The 15,213-nt window shown below is 38.0% G+C and carries 15 protein-coding genes; 13 read left to right on the forward strand and 2 right to left on the reverse strand.

The genetic code is table 11. The features are described 5' to 3' along the window. Positions 1-31 precede the first annotated feature (31 nt). From NMK36_RS04255 to NMK36_RS04265, 3 genes are all read left to right on the forward strand, one after another. The gene (locus NMK36_RS04255; RefSeq protein WP_072720201.1) at positions 32-1,894 is read left to right on the forward strand and encodes a response regulator; all 1,863 of its coding nucleotides are present in this window, start codon (positions 32-34) and stop codon (positions 1,892-1,894) included. Positions 1,895-1,977: 83 nt separating this feature from the next. Continuing rightward, entirely contained in the window at positions 1,978-3,969 is a 1,992-nt protein-coding gene (locus tag NMK36_RS04260; RefSeq protein WP_072720200.1) for a PAS domain S-box protein, read from the forward strand. A 51-nt stretch (positions 3,970-4,020) separates the two neighbouring features. Then, positions 4,021-4,404, forward strand: a complete 384-nt coding sequence (locus NMK36_RS04265; RefSeq protein ID WP_072720199.1) for a response regulator — start codon at positions 4,021-4,023, stop codon at positions 4,402-4,404. 556 nt (positions 4,405-4,960) lie between these two features. Here the strand turns inward: NMK36_RS04265 and NMK36_RS04270 are convergent. Next, complete coding sequence (locus NMK36_RS04270) at positions 4,961-5,104, reverse strand: chlorophyll a/b-binding protein (RefSeq protein WP_072720197.1); 144 nt, start codon at positions 5,102-5,104, stop codon at positions 4,961-4,963. Between the two features lie 354 nt (positions 5,105-5,458). Further along, entirely contained in the window at positions 5,459-5,722 is a 264-nt protein-coding gene (locus NMK36_RS04275; protein ID WP_072720196.1) for a hypothetical protein, read from the reverse strand. Positions 5,723-6,119: 397 nt separating this feature from the next. Between NMK36_RS04275 and NMK36_RS04280 the strand changes: the two genes are divergently transcribed. The 10 genes from NMK36_RS04280 to NMK36_RS04325 all read left to right on the forward strand — a co-directional run bounded on the left by NMK36_RS04280 (position 6,120) and on the right by NMK36_RS04325 (position 15,144). After that, positions 6,120-7,349: a molybdopterin molybdotransferase MoeA gene (locus NMK36_RS04280; RefSeq protein ID WP_254173065.1), complete on the forward strand. Its 1,230-nt coding sequence runs from the start codon at positions 6,120-6,122 to the stop codon at positions 7,347-7,349. 300 nt (positions 7,350-7,649) lie between these two features. Further along, positions 7,650-7,952: a type II toxin-antitoxin system HigB family toxin gene (locus NMK36_RS04285; protein ID WP_072720194.1), complete on the forward strand. Its 303-nt coding sequence runs from the start codon at positions 7,650-7,652 to the stop codon at positions 7,950-7,952. 116 nt (positions 7,953-8,068) lie between these two features. After that, entirely contained in the window at positions 8,069-8,467 is a 399-nt protein-coding gene (locus NMK36_RS04290) for a helix-turn-helix domain-containing protein (protein WP_072720193.1), read from the forward strand. Positions 8,468-8,527: 60 nt separating this feature from the next. Next, positions 8,528-8,746 (forward strand): type II toxin-antitoxin system HicA family toxin, encoded by a 219-nt coding sequence (locus NMK36_RS04295; protein WP_072720192.1) that lies wholly within the window; start codon positions 8,528-8,530, stop codon positions 8,744-8,746. Beyond that, entirely contained in the window at positions 8,743-8,952 is a 210-nt protein-coding gene (locus NMK36_RS04300) for a type II toxin-antitoxin system HicB family antitoxin (protein ID WP_072720191.1), read from the forward strand. The genes NMK36_RS04295 and NMK36_RS04300 overlap by 4 nt, the downstream gene beginning before the upstream one ends. A gap of 152 nt (positions 8,953-9,104) precedes the next feature. Next, on the forward strand, positions 9,105-10,196 hold the full coding sequence (bchI, locus tag NMK36_RS04305) for a magnesium chelatase ATPase subunit I (RefSeq protein WP_072720190.1): 1,092 nt from the start codon (positions 9,105-9,107) through the stop codon (positions 10,194-10,196). Positions 10,197-10,328: 132 nt separating this feature from the next. Continuing rightward, positions 10,329-10,850, forward strand: a complete 522-nt coding sequence (gene ruvC / locus NMK36_RS04310) for a crossover junction endodeoxyribonuclease RuvC (protein WP_072720189.1) — start codon at positions 10,329-10,331, stop codon at positions 10,848-10,850. 17 nt (positions 10,851-10,867) lie between these two features. After that, positions 10,868-11,242 carry a hypothetical protein gene (locus NMK36_RS04315; RefSeq protein ID WP_072720188.1) on the forward strand — a complete coding sequence of 125 codons (375 nt, stop codon included), beginning with the start codon at positions 10,868-10,870 and terminating at the stop codon, positions 11,240-11,242. Between the two features lie 221 nt (positions 11,243-11,463). Continuing rightward, positions 11,464-12,723: an aspartate aminotransferase family protein gene (locus NMK36_RS04320; RefSeq protein WP_254173066.1), complete on the forward strand. Its 1,260-nt coding sequence runs from the start codon at positions 11,464-11,466 to the stop codon at positions 12,721-12,723. Between the two features lie 318 nt (positions 12,724-13,041). Beyond that, the gene (locus tag NMK36_RS04325; protein WP_222425251.1) at positions 13,042-15,144 is read left to right on the forward strand and encodes an adenylate/guanylate cyclase domain-containing protein; all 2,103 of its coding nucleotides are present in this window, start codon (positions 13,042-13,044) and stop codon (positions 15,142-15,144) included. Positions 15,145-15,213: the final 69 nt, after the last annotated feature.

Genomic DNA, 15,213 nt, shown 5'->3' on the forward strand with positions numbered 1-15,213 from the left:
TGCTCCTTATCCCCTAGCCTATGCCCTTTCCATGCGTGTTTTATTAGTAGAAGATGATCCTAATCTAGCTGAGACTTTGGTGGAAGCTTTAGTTCACCAATCTTACACTGTGGATGTGGTCATGGATGGAATTTCAGGTTGGGAACAAGCCCAAAAATCAAGTTATGATTTAATGATTTTAGATGTGGGATTACCTCAGTTAGATGGAATTAGTTTGTGTCAAAAATTGCGATCGCAAAATATTACCACTCCCATCCTGCTGTTAACGGCTTATCACCATCGAGAAGATAAAGTCAAAGGCTTTGATGCTGGGGCGGATGATTATGTCGTTAAACCCTTTGATATTCAAGAATTATCCGCTAGAATTCGAGCCATATTACGCCGAAGACAACAAACCCCAACCGCTATTTTACAATGGGAAAAACTTCGTCTAAACGTGAATACCTGTGAAGTAACTTATAAAGATAATCCCTTGAATTTAACCCCAAAAGAATATGGATTATTAGAGCTATTTTTAAAACATCATCAACGGGTTTTCAGTTTAAATATTATTATAGAAAAACTTTGGGATTTAGAAGAAACGCCCACCGAAAATACAGTTCGGGCGCATATTAAAGGATTAAGAAATAAATTAAAAAGTGCAGGCGCACCCGGAAATTTGATTGAAACCGTTTATGGTTTAGGATATCGTCTCAAACAAGAGTCTCCTCCGCAACCCGAACCGAAAAAAAATAGTACAAAACAAGCTCAAAATCAACCTAAATTTAATCAAGCCCTTGTTCAAATTTGGGAACGATATCGAGGTAAAATTTGCGATCGCATTACCATTTTAGAACAATTTTCTCTCGCAGCCCAACAAGAAAAAACCGATCCCAATCTGCAACAACAAGCCCAACAAGAAGCCCATAAACTAGCCGGATCTTTAGGAACCTTTGGTTTAGGACGAGGTTCGGTTTTAGCCAGGGAAATTGAACAATTATGTCAATATAAAACCTTGAGTTCTGAACAAATCCCCCATTTTAGGCAATTAGTTTTTAAACTGCGACATGAAGTTGAAAATAATGCTCCCCATTCTCCGCCTCCAACCCCAGCAACGCCTCAACCTTCCCCGATCAAATCCAGTCATCAAGTGTGGATTTTAAGTCAAGATCAATCCTTAATTCATTCTATACAAACGGCTAGTTTTCACTTGGGAATTGAAACCCAAATTCTCACGGCTCAATCCTTAATTACCACCCTCAAAACCTCATCTCAAGAAAAGCAACATCCCCCCATCGTGTTTTTAGATTTTGATTTTTATTATTCCTATGAGTTACTCATCCAACTGACCCAAGAAACCCCCTCTATTCCCGTGATTGTTTTAACAGAACAAAAGAATTTTAGTCAACGGGTTAAAGTCGCTCAATCTGGGGGAAAAGCCTTTTTACAAAAACCTGTAACTTCAGAACAAATCATTAAAGTGATGATGGATGTTCTTCGTCAAAGCTGTACCTTAAATGCTAAAGTTTTAATTGTTGATGATGATTCCCAGATTTTAGAGACTTTTCAACTCCTCCTTGAACCCTGGGGAATTCAAACCGTTACCGTTGAAGATCCGCGACATTTTTGGGAAATTCTGGAAGCCACTACCCCCGATTTATTAATATTAGATATTGAAATGCCTTATTTAGATGGAATTGAACTTTGTCAGGTTGTTCGTGCTGATCCGCGTTGGAAAAGTTTACCCGTAATTTTTCTCACAGCCCATACTAATGGAGAAATTAAACATCAAGTGTTTATGGTCGGTGCGGATGATTATTTAACCAAAACCACCGAAGCGTCTATTCTAGTCAATCGAATTTTAAACCGACTAAGGCGAACTCAAAGCTTACGAGAAGCCTCCACAAAATTTTAATTGTTTCTAGCTCATTAAATCAGCATTTTCTGAATCATTGTTGAGTTATTAAGTTTTACAAAACTATTATAATATTTATCAAAATGATTAATAACAATTCTCAAACCGAAACTCAATTTATTGCTTCCTTGCAAGCCGTTAATCAACGATTAATTGAAGAAATTCAAGAGCGTCAACGAGTTGAAGAAGCCTTGCGAGAAAGCTCAGAACGCTTGAAAACGTTAATTAATGCCATGCCGGATTTAGTCTGTTTTAAAGATGGTTCAGGGCGTTGGTTAGAAGCGAATCAAGCCATGTTAGACGTGTTTCAACTCAATGCCTTAGATTATCAAGGAAAATCCGATATACAATTAGCGGAATTAGTTGAACAGGTGCAAGGAACAAGCCTTTATCGAGATGCCTTAATAGCCTGTCAAGAATCCGATGAAGAAGCTTGGAAGAAAAAAGAGTTGTCTCAACAGGAAGAAATTATTCCAAAACCGGATGGAACCTGGCAAATTTTTGATGTGATTAAAATTCCTTTATTTAATCCCAATGGAGAGCGAAAGGGATTAGTGATTTTAGGACGAAATATTACGGAACAGAAACAAACGGAAATTACTTATAAACGGTTAGCAGCCATTGTAGAATCCTCAGAAGATGCTATTATTGGCAAAACAATAGAAGGAAAAATTATTAGTTGGAATCAAGGGGCTGAACAAATTTATGGATATTCTGAAGCGGAAGTTAAAGGTCATTCATTGGGTTTATTAACTTTACCTGAACGGTCTAATGAAGTGCCTCAAATTCTAGCGAGTATTCAATCAGGAGGCAGTATTGATCATTATGAAACGGTTCATATTCGCCAAGATGGACAGCATATAGATGTTTCTTTAACGATTTCTCCGATTAAAGATAATCAAGGAAATATTATGGGAATTTCTACGATTTCCCGTGATATTAGTTATCAGAAAAGAATTGAAAAAACCTTAGAACAACTGCGTCATCAAAATGAATTAATTTTAGATTCAGCCGGAGAAGGAATTTGTGGGTTAAATCGAGAAGGAAAAATTACCTTTGTGAATCCGGCAGCAGCTAGAATGACGGGATATACAGTGAGAGAACTGTTAATGACTGATTGGCAAAAAATCACTCAAGGAAAACCCTTTCAGACCGCTCCCTCAGAACTGAGTTCTAAAATTTTTTCTACCTTACAAGATGGTCGAGTTCGTCATATCACCAATGAAGTTTTTTGGTGTCAGGATGGAACCTCTTTTCCCGTTGAATATGTTAGCACTCCGATTAAAAATCAAGGAGAAATTATTGGGGCTGTGGTAACCTTTAAAGATATTACGGAACGGCAAGCGATGGAGAAAATGAAAGATGAATTTATCTCCGTTGTCAGTCATGAACTTCGTACTCCTTTAACCTCAATTCATGGTGCTTTAGGATTATTAGCCAGTGGATTATTAGATAGCCAACCGGAACGCGCGAAACGAATGTTTGATATTGCCGTTACAAATACAACCCGCTTAGTTCGTTTAATTAATGATATTCTCGATTTAGAACGGATGCAAACGGGACAAATTACCCTCGATAAAAAAGTCTGTAATTTAGCAGATTTAATGCTGCAAGCGACGAATGAAATGATGGGAATGGCAGAAAAAGCAGGGGTAAATGTATTAGTCCAACCCCTAGGAGTACGTTTATGGGCTGCACCAGATCGGATTATTCAAATCTTAACAAATTTATTAAGTAATGCCATTCGATTTTCTAATGTTGATAGCTATGTTTGGTTTAATGCTACCTTAAATCACTCAAACCTCTCCCGTTCTTCTCAGGAAGTTTTAATTGCCGTTCAAGACCAAGGACGGGGTATTCCGGCTGATAAACTGGAAACGATTTTCGGTCGTTTTCAACAGGTAGATGCGTCCGACTCTCGCCAAAAGGGAGGAACTGGACTTGGACTCGCCATTTGCCGTACTATTGTGCAACAACATGGGGGACATATTTGGGCTGAGAGTACCTTGGGTAAAGGAAGTACATTTTTTGTGCGTTTACCAGTTTTGGGGGAAGGAGAAGACCCTCATGCCTGACCCGTTAAAATTAAGTGAATATTAACTTTTGCTCTTTCCACGATTTATCCCATGACCCCAAAACATATTTTACTGATTGACGATGAAGATGATATTCGAGAAATTGCCCAACTGAGTTTAGAAATGCTCGGAGGTTGGGTGGTTCTTTTAGCAAATTCAGGACGTCAAGGCATTCAACAAGCTCAAACCCACCAACCCGATGCCATTCTTTTGGATGTGATGATGCCCGAATTAGATGGGTTAGCCACGTTTCAGCAGTTACAAGCTAACCCCGTAACTCAGGAAATTCCTGTTATTTTACTGACCGCTAAAGTTCAATCTGCTGACCAACGCAAGTTCAAGGAATTAGGGGTCAGTGGTTTAATTACGAAACCCTTTGAACCTTTGGCTTTGGCAGAACAGGTGGCTAAAATTTTAGGATGGACTCTGAATTAAAGATTTTCTACCTGATTTTTTCGGAAAACTATTAACTTTTGTAACAAAACACAAACTTCTATCACTATTTTAATTTCCTTCACAAGATCTTCATGTTTTACTTTTATCTTTAATAGTGTAGTCCACCTGGTACTTCTAACAGGAGACTATATGCAACTCACCTAGGAGGTGAAGACCATGCCCTCAGTCTATCTTATGCTTCTGACCTTTGCTTTAAGTTCCATCTGGGTTTATACACAAACCTCTAACGATATCCCTTTTGTCTTAGCGGGAGTTAGTGGGCTTGTCTGCTTAATTTGGGGTTTTGCCTTTGCACATTGGAGCATTCAGCTACTAATTGTACTGGGGTTGTGGCGCTTGTACAAATTTTATATGCCGGAAGAAATTAACTTGGGTTAATTTTGATTCCGTTTGTAAACTATTAATCTATTGTCAATAACAAAAATCCCCCAAACACTACATATTTGAGGGATTCTTGCTTTTTAGAGAATTTTTACCTCAAGGATTCTGAAATTCATCCCAGAACCTTTGAGTATTGTAAAAAAAATTAGAAGAATTACATTAAGCCGAGTTGAGATAGAATTCCTTGGCCTGTCATTAATTCCGTTGCTAAACCAATGGCGAACCCTAACATGGCTAAACGGCCATTCCAAGTTTCTGCGAAGTTTGTAAACCCAAACTTGGTGTCTTTGCTTTCCATAATCAATAACTCTCCTGTTTGCTTGAGTCAACTACATAAAAGTTAACATAACCTCAGCAATTTTGCAACGTTTCTTTAAGAAAGCTTGACAAATCCCAAAATATTTGAAGGAAAGTAGGGGATGAGGGGACAGGGGGACAAGGGGACAGGGGGACAGGGGGACAGGGGGACAGGGGGACAGGGGATTAGGGGATTAGGGATTGGTTTCTATGGTTAAAACAGAATGAATTGTATCGGATGTTTTAAATAGAAAACGAGATATTATGAAGCGACACATAGAAGAATTTGCCAGGTTTTTTCAGGTTTCTGTGGCAGTGTTTTTCCCTGGAAATTCAATTCGGAATCTGGGTTGATTTAAAATTTACAGGCTGAAAGATAAGTTTCGACATAACGCCAATGATCATCTCCATAACTTTCTTTTAAGAGATTGATCGTTTCAGTACCAATCACTAATTCTCCTTCATGAGTATAGGAAATTTCATGATTGGTTTGAGTCTCTTCATCCCCTAAAAGATGCTTAAGCGTACTGAGCGTATGGGCAAAACTTGCCAACACATAATGCTCTGTAATCCAATCTTGCGGATCAGGAATGATACTTTTGCTACGGTTTGGTTTCATAGGAGTTACATTAAAGCGAGGGAGTTTATAAATTTTTATTGTAAAACTCAGAAGTTGGCTTTATGTATTCGCTGTTCACCTGAGATTGGTCTAATTATGATAGATATTGTAATTAATTTCAGTGATATTTAGCGGGCAAGAACGATGATCAATTTCGTGTATTTTTGTGATCTGTGTCACGGAAAAGGTGAAGCAGAGGGGGGTTTACTGTTGATAATTGACGGTGTAGAGACACGCCATCGCCCGTTTCTACTGGATGTTGACGGTTGAAGATGATCCATCTCCTCATCCCCTTTCTCCTCTTCCTGGGCGTAAATTCTCTTATAATAGGATAATATTCAGAGTTATAGCAATAAAATCCTTTAAAATATTGCCTTAATCATCGGGAGAAAACAGAATGTTACCTGTAGACCAAGCGGAATCAATTCTATTAAATTTAGTACATCCTCTAAATGGTGAATCTGATCAAGAAGTTGTAGGTTTATTAACTGCTTCTGGACGAGTTTTAGCTCAACCTTTAGTTAGTCAATTAGATTTTCCCCATTGGGATAATTCTGCAATGGATGGGTATGCAGTTCGATATGAAGATGTGGTGAATGCTTCGATAGATCATCCTCAAGAATTAGAAATTATTGAAGAAATTCCAGCCGGATATGCTCCCCAATGTACCATCCAAACCGGACAAGCAGCACGAATTTTTACAGGAGCTTGTTTACCTAAAGGTGCAGATACAATTGTGATTCAAGAAGAGGCAGAACGGCTAGGAAATCGAGTTAAAATTTTATCGACTCCAGAACCCCATGCCTTTATCCGCTATCAAGGATCATATTATAAAGCTGGGGAACCTTTGTTAATCCCTGGAATTCCCTTAGAAGCACCAGAAATTGCAGTATTAGCAGCGGCTCAATGTACCCATATTCCTGTTTATAGAAGGTTACGGGTGGCGTTATTATCAACGGGGGATGAATTAGTTACTCCAGATGAACCGTTGAAGCGAGGACAGTTGGTAGATTCTAATCAGTATGCGTTAGCAACGGTGGTGGCAAATTTAGGGGCTGAACCCATTTCTTTTGGAATTATTCCTGATCAACGAGAGGTGTTAAAAAATGCGATCGCTCACGCCATAGAAAAAGCCGATATTGTATTATCAACGGGGGGAGTTTCGGTTGGAGATTATGATTATGTTGAGGAAATTTTAACCGAATTAGGCGGAACTATTCATATCCAAGCCGTAGCAATTAAACCCGGAAAACCTTTAACCGTTGCGAGTTTTCCCCATTGTTTATATTTTGGTTTACCTGGAAATCCGGTTTCAGCGTTAGTTACATTTTGGCGATTTGTGCAACCTGTCATCAAGAAAAAATCGGGATTATTACCGAAATTTTGGCAGCCTGAATTTGTGAAAGCGCGATCGCTTCAAAATTTAAAAGGGGGAGGGAAACGAGAAATTTATTTCTGGGGTCAATTACAATTAGTCAAGGGTGAATATGAATTTCAATTAGCACCGGGAAGTCAGATTTCAGGTAATTTAATTAATCTAGCTCAAACAACGGGGTTAGCGGTTTTACCTATTGGTCAATCTGAAGTTAAAGCGGGTGATTTTGTTCAGGTGTTGAAAGTTCGGTAATTTTTGGATAGGGCTTAAACGTTAACACTAATCTCTCAAGTTTGTAACTTTTAGTAAAGGAAACTTGACAGATATCTAAAAGCCTGGTAAATCGCCTTTTGCCAATCACTTCTATAGGGTGCGTAAGCAATGTGCAGGGACTCTACAAGGTTAAAATCTTTGTCCGTCAAGGTTTTTGGTGTTTTCTGAAACCACTTCAAGATCAAGGTTGCAAATTTATTCGCATTTTGCTAAGATAAATTTGTTGAGTTACTGATGAGGGTTTTACTATGGAAACATTTTTTTTAACCTTAATAGAATATGCACATTATTTCAAAATCAAAACTTAAACCGTTTTGGACAAAATACCCTAAAGCTGAAGTTTCTTTAAAAAGTTGGTACAAAATTACTGAAAAAGCTGAGTGGAAAACGACTGCTGATGTGCGTTTAACATTCAGAACTGTAGATTTTGTAGGTAACTTTACGGTTTTTGATATTGGGGGAAATAACTATCGGTTAATTGCTTATATAGATTATGAATATAGGAAAGTCTTTATTCGTCAGATTCTCACTCATGAAGAATATGATAAAGGCAAATGGCAACAAGATCAATGGTATCAGTAAGCTGAAATTCTCATTCAAAAGTATATTTTGTTGATGTTAACCACTGATTCGGTAATAGAAATAAGGCAAACTCAGCCCTACTTCTATCAAAATTTCAAATTTCCACTTGTTTAAAAATGCTAATTTATAATGATTATATTAAATTGCTTGCAAATTTTCCTCCGCGTCCCATAACGTCTGAGGAAGAATTAGAATTGACTCAAACTGTTATCGATCAATTATTAGATAAAGGGAAACTTACTCAAGATGAGAAAGATTATTTGAATGTCTTAGGTGCTTTAGTTTATGAATATGAACAACAACAAGAGCCCATTCCTGATATTTATGGGGTAGAATTGCTCAAAAGTTTAATTGAAGATAATGGTTTACGCCAAAAAGATTTGGTTTCAATTTTTAAAACTGAATCTATTGTATCCGATGTTTTAAATGGAAAACGAGAACTCACGAGACGACATATTGAAGAATTGGCTGAATTTTTTCATGTTTCTCCGGCTGTTTTCTTCCCTAGAAATTAAATTAGGAAGTAGATGAAAATTTTAGGTTAAGGAAATTGTCTTAAGGAGGAAAATGAATTCGTGCCCAAGAAAATTCGAGAATTAAAGGCTATGCTACTCAAAGCAGGATTTTTATATCGTTCCGGTAAAGGGAGTCATACCGTATGGAATCATTCTTTATTGGAATATAGTCTAACCCTTTCTGGTAAAGATGGCAGTGATGCAGATCCTTATCAAGAACGAGACGTTAGAAATGCACTTAGAGATTTAAAACGGTTACAACAGGAGGATGAACAATGAACTCTCAATATAGTATTTTAATTCAATGGTCAGAAGCAGATCAAAAATATGTAGTGAGTTTACCTGAATTTGGGCCTTATGCTCATACTCACGGGGAAACCTATGAAGAAGCTTTAAAAAGTGGTCAGGAAGTATTAGAACTTTTAATTGAAGATTATCAGGCGAGAGGAAAAGAACTTCCGAAGCCTTTGACAATTCAAGTCTAGTAGATATTCATAGAGATGTTTAAGCATTTTTAAAAAGATGAAATAGAAATGAAATAATTTTTAATGGCTGAAGTTTGACTGATAACTGAATCCATTGTCCCCTGAATGTGCAAAAATAAATTACGGTAATATTTAGAAATTGAGAGTAAACTGTGAGTTCAACTGTCGTCACCCCAAATCTAACACCAACAACGGTCAACCTGGCTCGTCGCCCTGTTTTTCCCTTCACCGCAATTGTCGGCCAGGAAGAAATGAAACTGGCTCTAATTTTAAATATTATCGATCCCAAGATCGGTGGTGTGATGATTATGGGCGATCGCGGGACGGGAAAATCAACGACTATCCGCGCTTTAGCCGACTTACTCCCCGAAATTGAAGTTATTGCAGATGACCCGTTTAATAGCCATCCCACCGATGCAGAATTGATGAGTGATAACGTCCGGGAACGCCTGAGTCAGCATCAGGATGTTCCGGTATCCCGTAAAAAAGTCCCCATGGTGGATCTGCCGTTGGGGGCTACAGAGGATCGGGTTTGCGGTACGATTGATATTGAAAAAGCGTTATCGGAAGGGGTAAAAGCTTTTGAACCGGGACTTTTAGCCAAAGCTAACCGGGGTATTTTATATGTGGATGAAGTCAACCTCCTCGATGATCACTTGGTTGATGTGTTATTAGACTCGGCGGCAAGTGGCTGGAATACCGTTGAACGGGAGGGAATTTCCATCCGTCACCCCGCACGGTTTGTGTTAGTGGGTTCTGGAAACCCGGAAGAAGGGGAATTAAGACCCCAATTATTAGATCGGTTTGGAATGCACGCCGAAATTAGAACGGTAAAAGAGCCGAATTTGCGGGTTAAAATTGTTGAAGAACGGACTTCTTTTGATCAAAATCCTGAAGTTTTTTTACAAAATCATCTTAACGATCAACACCAATTACAACATAAAATTGTAGAGGCTCAAACCCTTCTTCCTTCTGTGCAAATTGATTATGATTTACGGGTCAAAATTTCCCAAGTTTGTTCAGAATTAGATGTAGATGGCTTACGGGGAGATATTGTTACAAACCGGGCTGCAAAAGCTTTAGCCGCCTTTGAAGGACGTACAGAAGTCACCCTAGATGATATTCAACGGGTAATTACCTTATGTTTACGTCACCGTTTGCGGAAAGATCCTTTAGAAACGATTGATTCTGGTTTTAAAGTGCAGAAGGTTTTCCGTCAAGTGTTTGGTTTACCGGAAGAATAATAATCAGTTATCAGTTATCAGTTATCAGTTATCAGTTATCAGTGTAAGAGTTATAGCAGTAGCTAGGACAATTAGGATATTAATGATGGCTGTGTTCCTGAATCGTTCAGTGTCCTATTGTTGTCTCGCTTTATGAAAAAAGTAATTTTAGGGTTTGATCCGGGTTTGGCAATATTAGGATTTGGGGCAATTGAATGTCAAATTAATGATAAAACTCAGGAACAAGAAGCGGTTTCTTTAATTGATTTTGGGGTAATAAAAACACCCGCAAAAACTGAATTAGGGAAACGGTTATGTATTATTTATGATGATGTAAATCAGTTATTAATCCACATTAAACCGGATTTAGCCATTGTTGAAAAGCTGTTTTTTTATCGCATGGCAAATACTATTGCTGTTGCTCAAGCAAAAGGAGTGTTATTATTAGTCTTAGCTCAACATCAGATTCCCTTAGTTGAGTTTACTCCGGGTCAAGTTAAACAAGCTTTAACGGGCTATGGAAATGCGGATAAATATCAGGTTCAGCAAGCAGTTGCGCGAGAACTGAATTTAACAGAAATTCCTAGACCTGATGATGCTGCTGATGCTTTAGCCGTTGCCCTAACCGCTTGGTTTGATCCTGATATCATGTTTCAGTACCAATTAAGTTCCTGAAGTTTAACGAGTTAGTTATGATTATTCTAACGTCTCAAGAAATTGCTCAATTTCGCTCACAACTGGCTGAATATTCCGTTGCTTTAGAAGCTTTAGATCGAATTGAAGATTGTGAAGGAGATCTCGAAGATGCGGCTATAGAAATGGCAATTCATGTTGGGCAATTACCCGATACTTCGGAAAATTGGTTAGATGGGTTAGCGAAACGATATCGCGTGAGTTTGTGTAATAAAGACCTCCGAGAAGAATTAATTCAAGGCAATATTAAAGCGATGGTAGAAGCTTTAATTGCAGAAAATCAATGTCCTGCCTTATTAATTACTCCCGTTGTTCTTTATGCGGTAAAATCGGGAATTAATGAATTTTGTGAACCCTTAGAATATAAATTGTAATATCCCAGGGTGACGAGATGGCAACGTCCGCACCCTATTGCGTCTCAAATTAAGGATATTAACTCCAAATTAGGAGAGTCTATTCTCCTATTTAAGGCGAACGGGCAAAAAATATTAATAAACCCTGACGAAGTTAGATATTGGCTAACACAATAACCCCGAAACGGGAAATTTTAGCCTAAAATTGAGAATCAAACACCAACCGAATTCAGGAGTGATTTGTGAGTCCAGAAACCTTAGTGAAAGAACCCCCTGTTACCAATCATTTTAGTATTGATGACTTTAATTCTCATGTCATGAATACTTACGCCCGTTTCCCCATTGCATTAGAGCGGGGAGAAGGGTGTCGGGTTTGGGATACACAGGGTAAAGAATACTTAGATTTTGTCGCCGGAATTGCAACTTGTACCCTAGGACACGCCCATCCTGCGTTAATTGAAGCGGTGACAAAGCAAATTAAAACTTTGCACCATGTTTCTAATTTATATTATGTTCCCGTGCAAGGAGAATTAGCCAAATGGTTAACAAATCATTCTTGTGCAGATAAAGCTTTTTTCTGTAATTCTGGGGCGGAAGCAAACGAAGGTGCGATTAAATTAGCCCGGAAATATGCTCATGAAAAACTCAATATTGAAGACCCGGTTATTTTAACAGCCCATGCGAGTTTTCATGGTCGGACTTTAGCTACAATTACGGCGACCGGACAACCGAAATATCAAAAAGGTTTTAGTCCGTTAGTACCGGGATTTGTTTATATTCCTTATAATGATATTGAAGCTTTAGAAGCGACAATTTCTGAAGTTGATAAAGACGGACGACGGGTTGCCGCAATTATGTTAGAAGCACTGCAAGGAGAAGGCGGCGTGCGTCCTGGGGATATTGAATATTTCCAAAAAATTCGTCAAATTTGTGATGATAAAGGCATCCTTTTAATCTTAGATGAAGTCCAAGTTGGCATGGGTCGCAGTGGTAAATTATGGGGTTATGAAAACTTAGGAATTGAACCCGATATTTTCACCTCAGCCAAGGGTTTAGGAGGTGGAATTCCCATTGGGGCGATGATGTGTAAAGCATTCTGTGATGTGTTTGAACCCGGAAGTCATGCGTCTACCTTTGGCGGAAATCCTTTTGTTTGTGGGGTGGCGTTGGCAGTTTGTCAAACCTTAGAACGAGAAAATATTCTGGAAAATGTACAAAAACGAGGTGAACAACTTCGCAGCAAATTAACAGAAATTGCTCAAAAATATCCTAATTTAATTGCGGAAGTGCGAGGATGGGGTTTAATTAATGGTTTGGAATTAAAAGAAGATGTGGAATTAACGTCTCCAGAAGTCGTAAAAGTGGCAATGGAAGCGGGATTATTATTAGTTCCGGCTGGCCCGAAAGTGTTACGATTTGTTCCCCCATTAATTGTGACGGAGGAGGAAGTCAATACAGCCTTAAAAGCAGTTGAAAATGCTTTAGAACAGTTAACAGTTTAATTTTATAGATTCCCTATTCTTCTTTCTGGAAGAGAAAGAAGGTAGGGATAATCAGATAATTTTTGATTTCCTATTTAATCATTTATTAGCTTTTTAATCAGATAGCGATACGGAGAAATAGAATCATCTGATTTCTTCTCTAATTGTAGCTTGTGCTGCTGATAATTTAAAAAAAAACAATAATAATAGGTCAGCTTTGATTAAGACATATTGTGTTCTGAAATCTTAGGTTATACTCTATTGATGGAGGTAAACTCTATCTTGACTTTTTTAATTATGCGATCGCTTACCTCTGTCAGTATCAAATCCAAATTGATCATGATGCTGCTAGCCGTCAGCAGTTGTTCAATTTTAGTTACTGCTTATTTAGGGTATCGGAGTGGAAAATTAAATCTAACACACCGAGTTTTTAATCAGTTAACGAGTGTTCGCGCGTCCAAAGCTTACCAAATTGAATCCTACTTTAAAAATATTCGCAATCATACCCAAACTTTGAGCGAAGATCCAGCAATCATTACAGCTATGCAAGAATTTGCAACGGCTTATCCTCAACTCCAAACTATTAATATTTCCCAGAGTTTTGACCCCAAATTAATCACTTACTACCGTGACAAATTTCTTCCCCGCCTCACCCAAACTGAAGAAGGTTCACCGATTTTAGAATCCTATCTACCCAAAACAATCGCTTCGCGCTATTTACAATATTATTATATCGCTGATAATCCCCATCCAGTGAGTAAAAAAGATGCCTTAGATTATGCCAAAGATGGAAGCCAATATAGCAAAATTCATGCTCGCTATCACCCTATTTTTCGCAATATTATTCAGAAGTTTGGTTATTACGATATGTTCCTGATTGATCCCCAAGGAAATATCGTTTATACCGTTTTTAAAGAAACCGACTTTACAACTAATTTAGAAAACGGCCCCTATCAAAATAGTAATCTCGCTGATCTATTTCAGAAGGTAAAAGAATCACAATCAAGAGATTATGCCACAATCATTGATTTTCAAGCTTATGCTCCTTCCTATGGTGCTCCAGCAGCATTTATCGCGGCTCCTATTTTGAATCAATCTGAGCTAATTGGGGTATTAGCTTTTCAACTTCCGGTTAATGAAATTAATAATGTGATGACGGGTAATCAGCATTGGGAAAGCGATGGTTTAGGTCAAACAGGGGAAACCTATTTAGTCGGACGAGATACCTTAATGCGTTCCATTTCAAGGTTTTTAGTACAAGATCCAAAAGGCTATGCTAAAGCGTTGAGATCATTAGGAATGAGTGAGACAGAAATCAACCGAATTAATCAATATGGTACGTCTATTTTACAACAATATGTAAGAACAGAAGCCGTTGCGGATGCGTTAAATGGTAAGCAAGGAACTCGAATTATTAGAGACTATCGAAACATTCCGGTTTTGAGTTCCTTTGCACCCCTTCGCATTGATGGATTAGACTGGGTAATTTTATCAGAAATAGATATATCAGAAGCGTATGCTCCGATTTATTCTTTTCGGAATCAAATTCTAATTTCAGCGACATTACTCATGTTATTAGTAACATTAATTGCAATGGTTTTAGCCAATTTATTTGTGAACCCGATCAATCAACTGATTAAGGGAACCCGCAAAATTTCCGCAGGACAACTTGATGCGATCGTACCTTTAGAAACAGAAGATGAATTTGGAGAATTAGCAAAATCCTTCAATCAAATTGTACGGAATCTACAGGCTCAAACCTTACTGGTAGAACAAAAAAATCAAGAAAATGAAGAATTATTGTTAAGTATTTTTCCTACTTCAGTCGCAAAACGGTTTCAACGGGGAAACAAAGAGATGGCTGAAGATGTATCAAATGTTGCTGTTTTGTTCTCCGATTTAACCGGATTTTCTAAACTATCTAGCTCCTTAAGTGCTAATGAATCCGTCGCTATTTTAAATGATTTATTCACTGCATTTGATGAAGTTGCTGAACGATATGGGATGGAAAAAATTAAAACAATTGGAGATAGTTATCTAGCCGTTTGTGGACTTTCAATTCCTTATCTGGATCACGATAAACGCGCCCTTGATGTTGCTTTAGAAATTTTGATTATTGTGCGTCGATTTAGCCATGAACGGGGATTATCCTTGAATATTTCAATTGGTATTAACGCTGGAGATATTATTGCGGGAATTGTGGGTCGAAATCGCTGTATTTTTGATGTTTGGGGTGATACAATCAACCGGGCTACAGCCCTCAAAAATGCCTGTCCACCCGGAAGAATTTTAGTATCTCAGACCGTTTATCGTCGGCTTCAGGATCTGTATCAGTTTGAGCCTATCTCTGAGCCAGAAGTAACGGGTAAACCTAAATTGAATGGGTGGTTATTGAAAAATAAACACTCAGCCATAGAAGTTGAGGGTTTAGGAATTTTATAAATAAGATGATACGCTATTACAAATTTAAACTTATATCTATTTCCTATCCCATAACTGATATCAATTAAC

Source organism: Planktothrix pseudagardhii (assembly GCF_904830925.1).
In the GTDB taxonomy this organism is placed as follows: Bacteria; Cyanobacteriota; Cyanobacteriia; order Cyanobacteriales; family Microcoleaceae; genus Planktothrix; species Planktothrix tepida.

What these genes read in the sequence shown, in the direction of transcription:
- NMK36_RS04255 (WP_072720201.1), top strand. Translation starts at nt 32, where the DNA reads ATGCGTGTTTTATTAGTAGAAGATGATCCTAATCTAGCTGAGACTTTG.
- NMK36_RS04260 (WP_072720200.1), top strand. Translation starts at nt 1,978, where the DNA reads ATGATTAATAACAATTCTCAAACCGAAACTCAATTTATTGCTTCCTTG.
- NMK36_RS04265 (WP_072720199.1), top strand. Translation starts at nt 4,021, where the DNA reads ATGACCCCAAAACATATTTTACTGATTGACGATGAAGATGATATTCGA.
- NMK36_RS04270 (WP_072720197.1), bottom strand. Translation starts at nt 5,104, where the DNA reads ATGGAAAGCAAAGACACCAAGTTTGGGTTTACAAACTTCGCAGAAACT.
- NMK36_RS04275 (WP_072720196.1), bottom strand. Translation starts at nt 5,722, where the DNA reads ATGAAACCAAACCGTAGCAAAAGTATCATTCCTGATCCGCAAGATTGG.
- NMK36_RS04280 (WP_254173065.1), top strand. Translation starts at nt 6,120, where the DNA reads ATGTTACCTGTAGACCAAGCGGAATCAATTCTATTAAATTTAGTACAT.
- NMK36_RS04285 (WP_072720194.1), top strand. Translation starts at nt 7,650, where the DNA reads ATGCACATTATTTCAAAATCAAAACTTAAACCGTTTTGGACAAAATAC.
- NMK36_RS04290 (WP_072720193.1), top strand. Translation starts at nt 8,069, where the DNA reads ATGCTAATTTATAATGATTATATTAAATTGCTTGCAAATTTTCCTCCG.
- NMK36_RS04300 (WP_072720191.1), top strand. Translation starts at nt 8,743, where the DNA reads ATGAACTCTCAATATAGTATTTTAATTCAATGGTCAGAAGCAGATCAA.
- ruvC (WP_072720189.1), top strand. Translation starts at nt 10,329, where the DNA reads ATGAAAAAAGTAATTTTAGGGTTTGATCCGGGTTTGGCAATATTAGGA.
- NMK36_RS04315 (WP_072720188.1), top strand. Translation starts at nt 10,868, where the DNA reads ATGATTATTCTAACGTCTCAAGAAATTGCTCAATTTCGCTCACAACTG.
- NMK36_RS04325 (WP_222425251.1), top strand. Translation starts at nt 13,042, where the DNA reads ATGATGCTGCTAGCCGTCAGCAGTTGTTCAATTTTAGTTACTGCTTAT.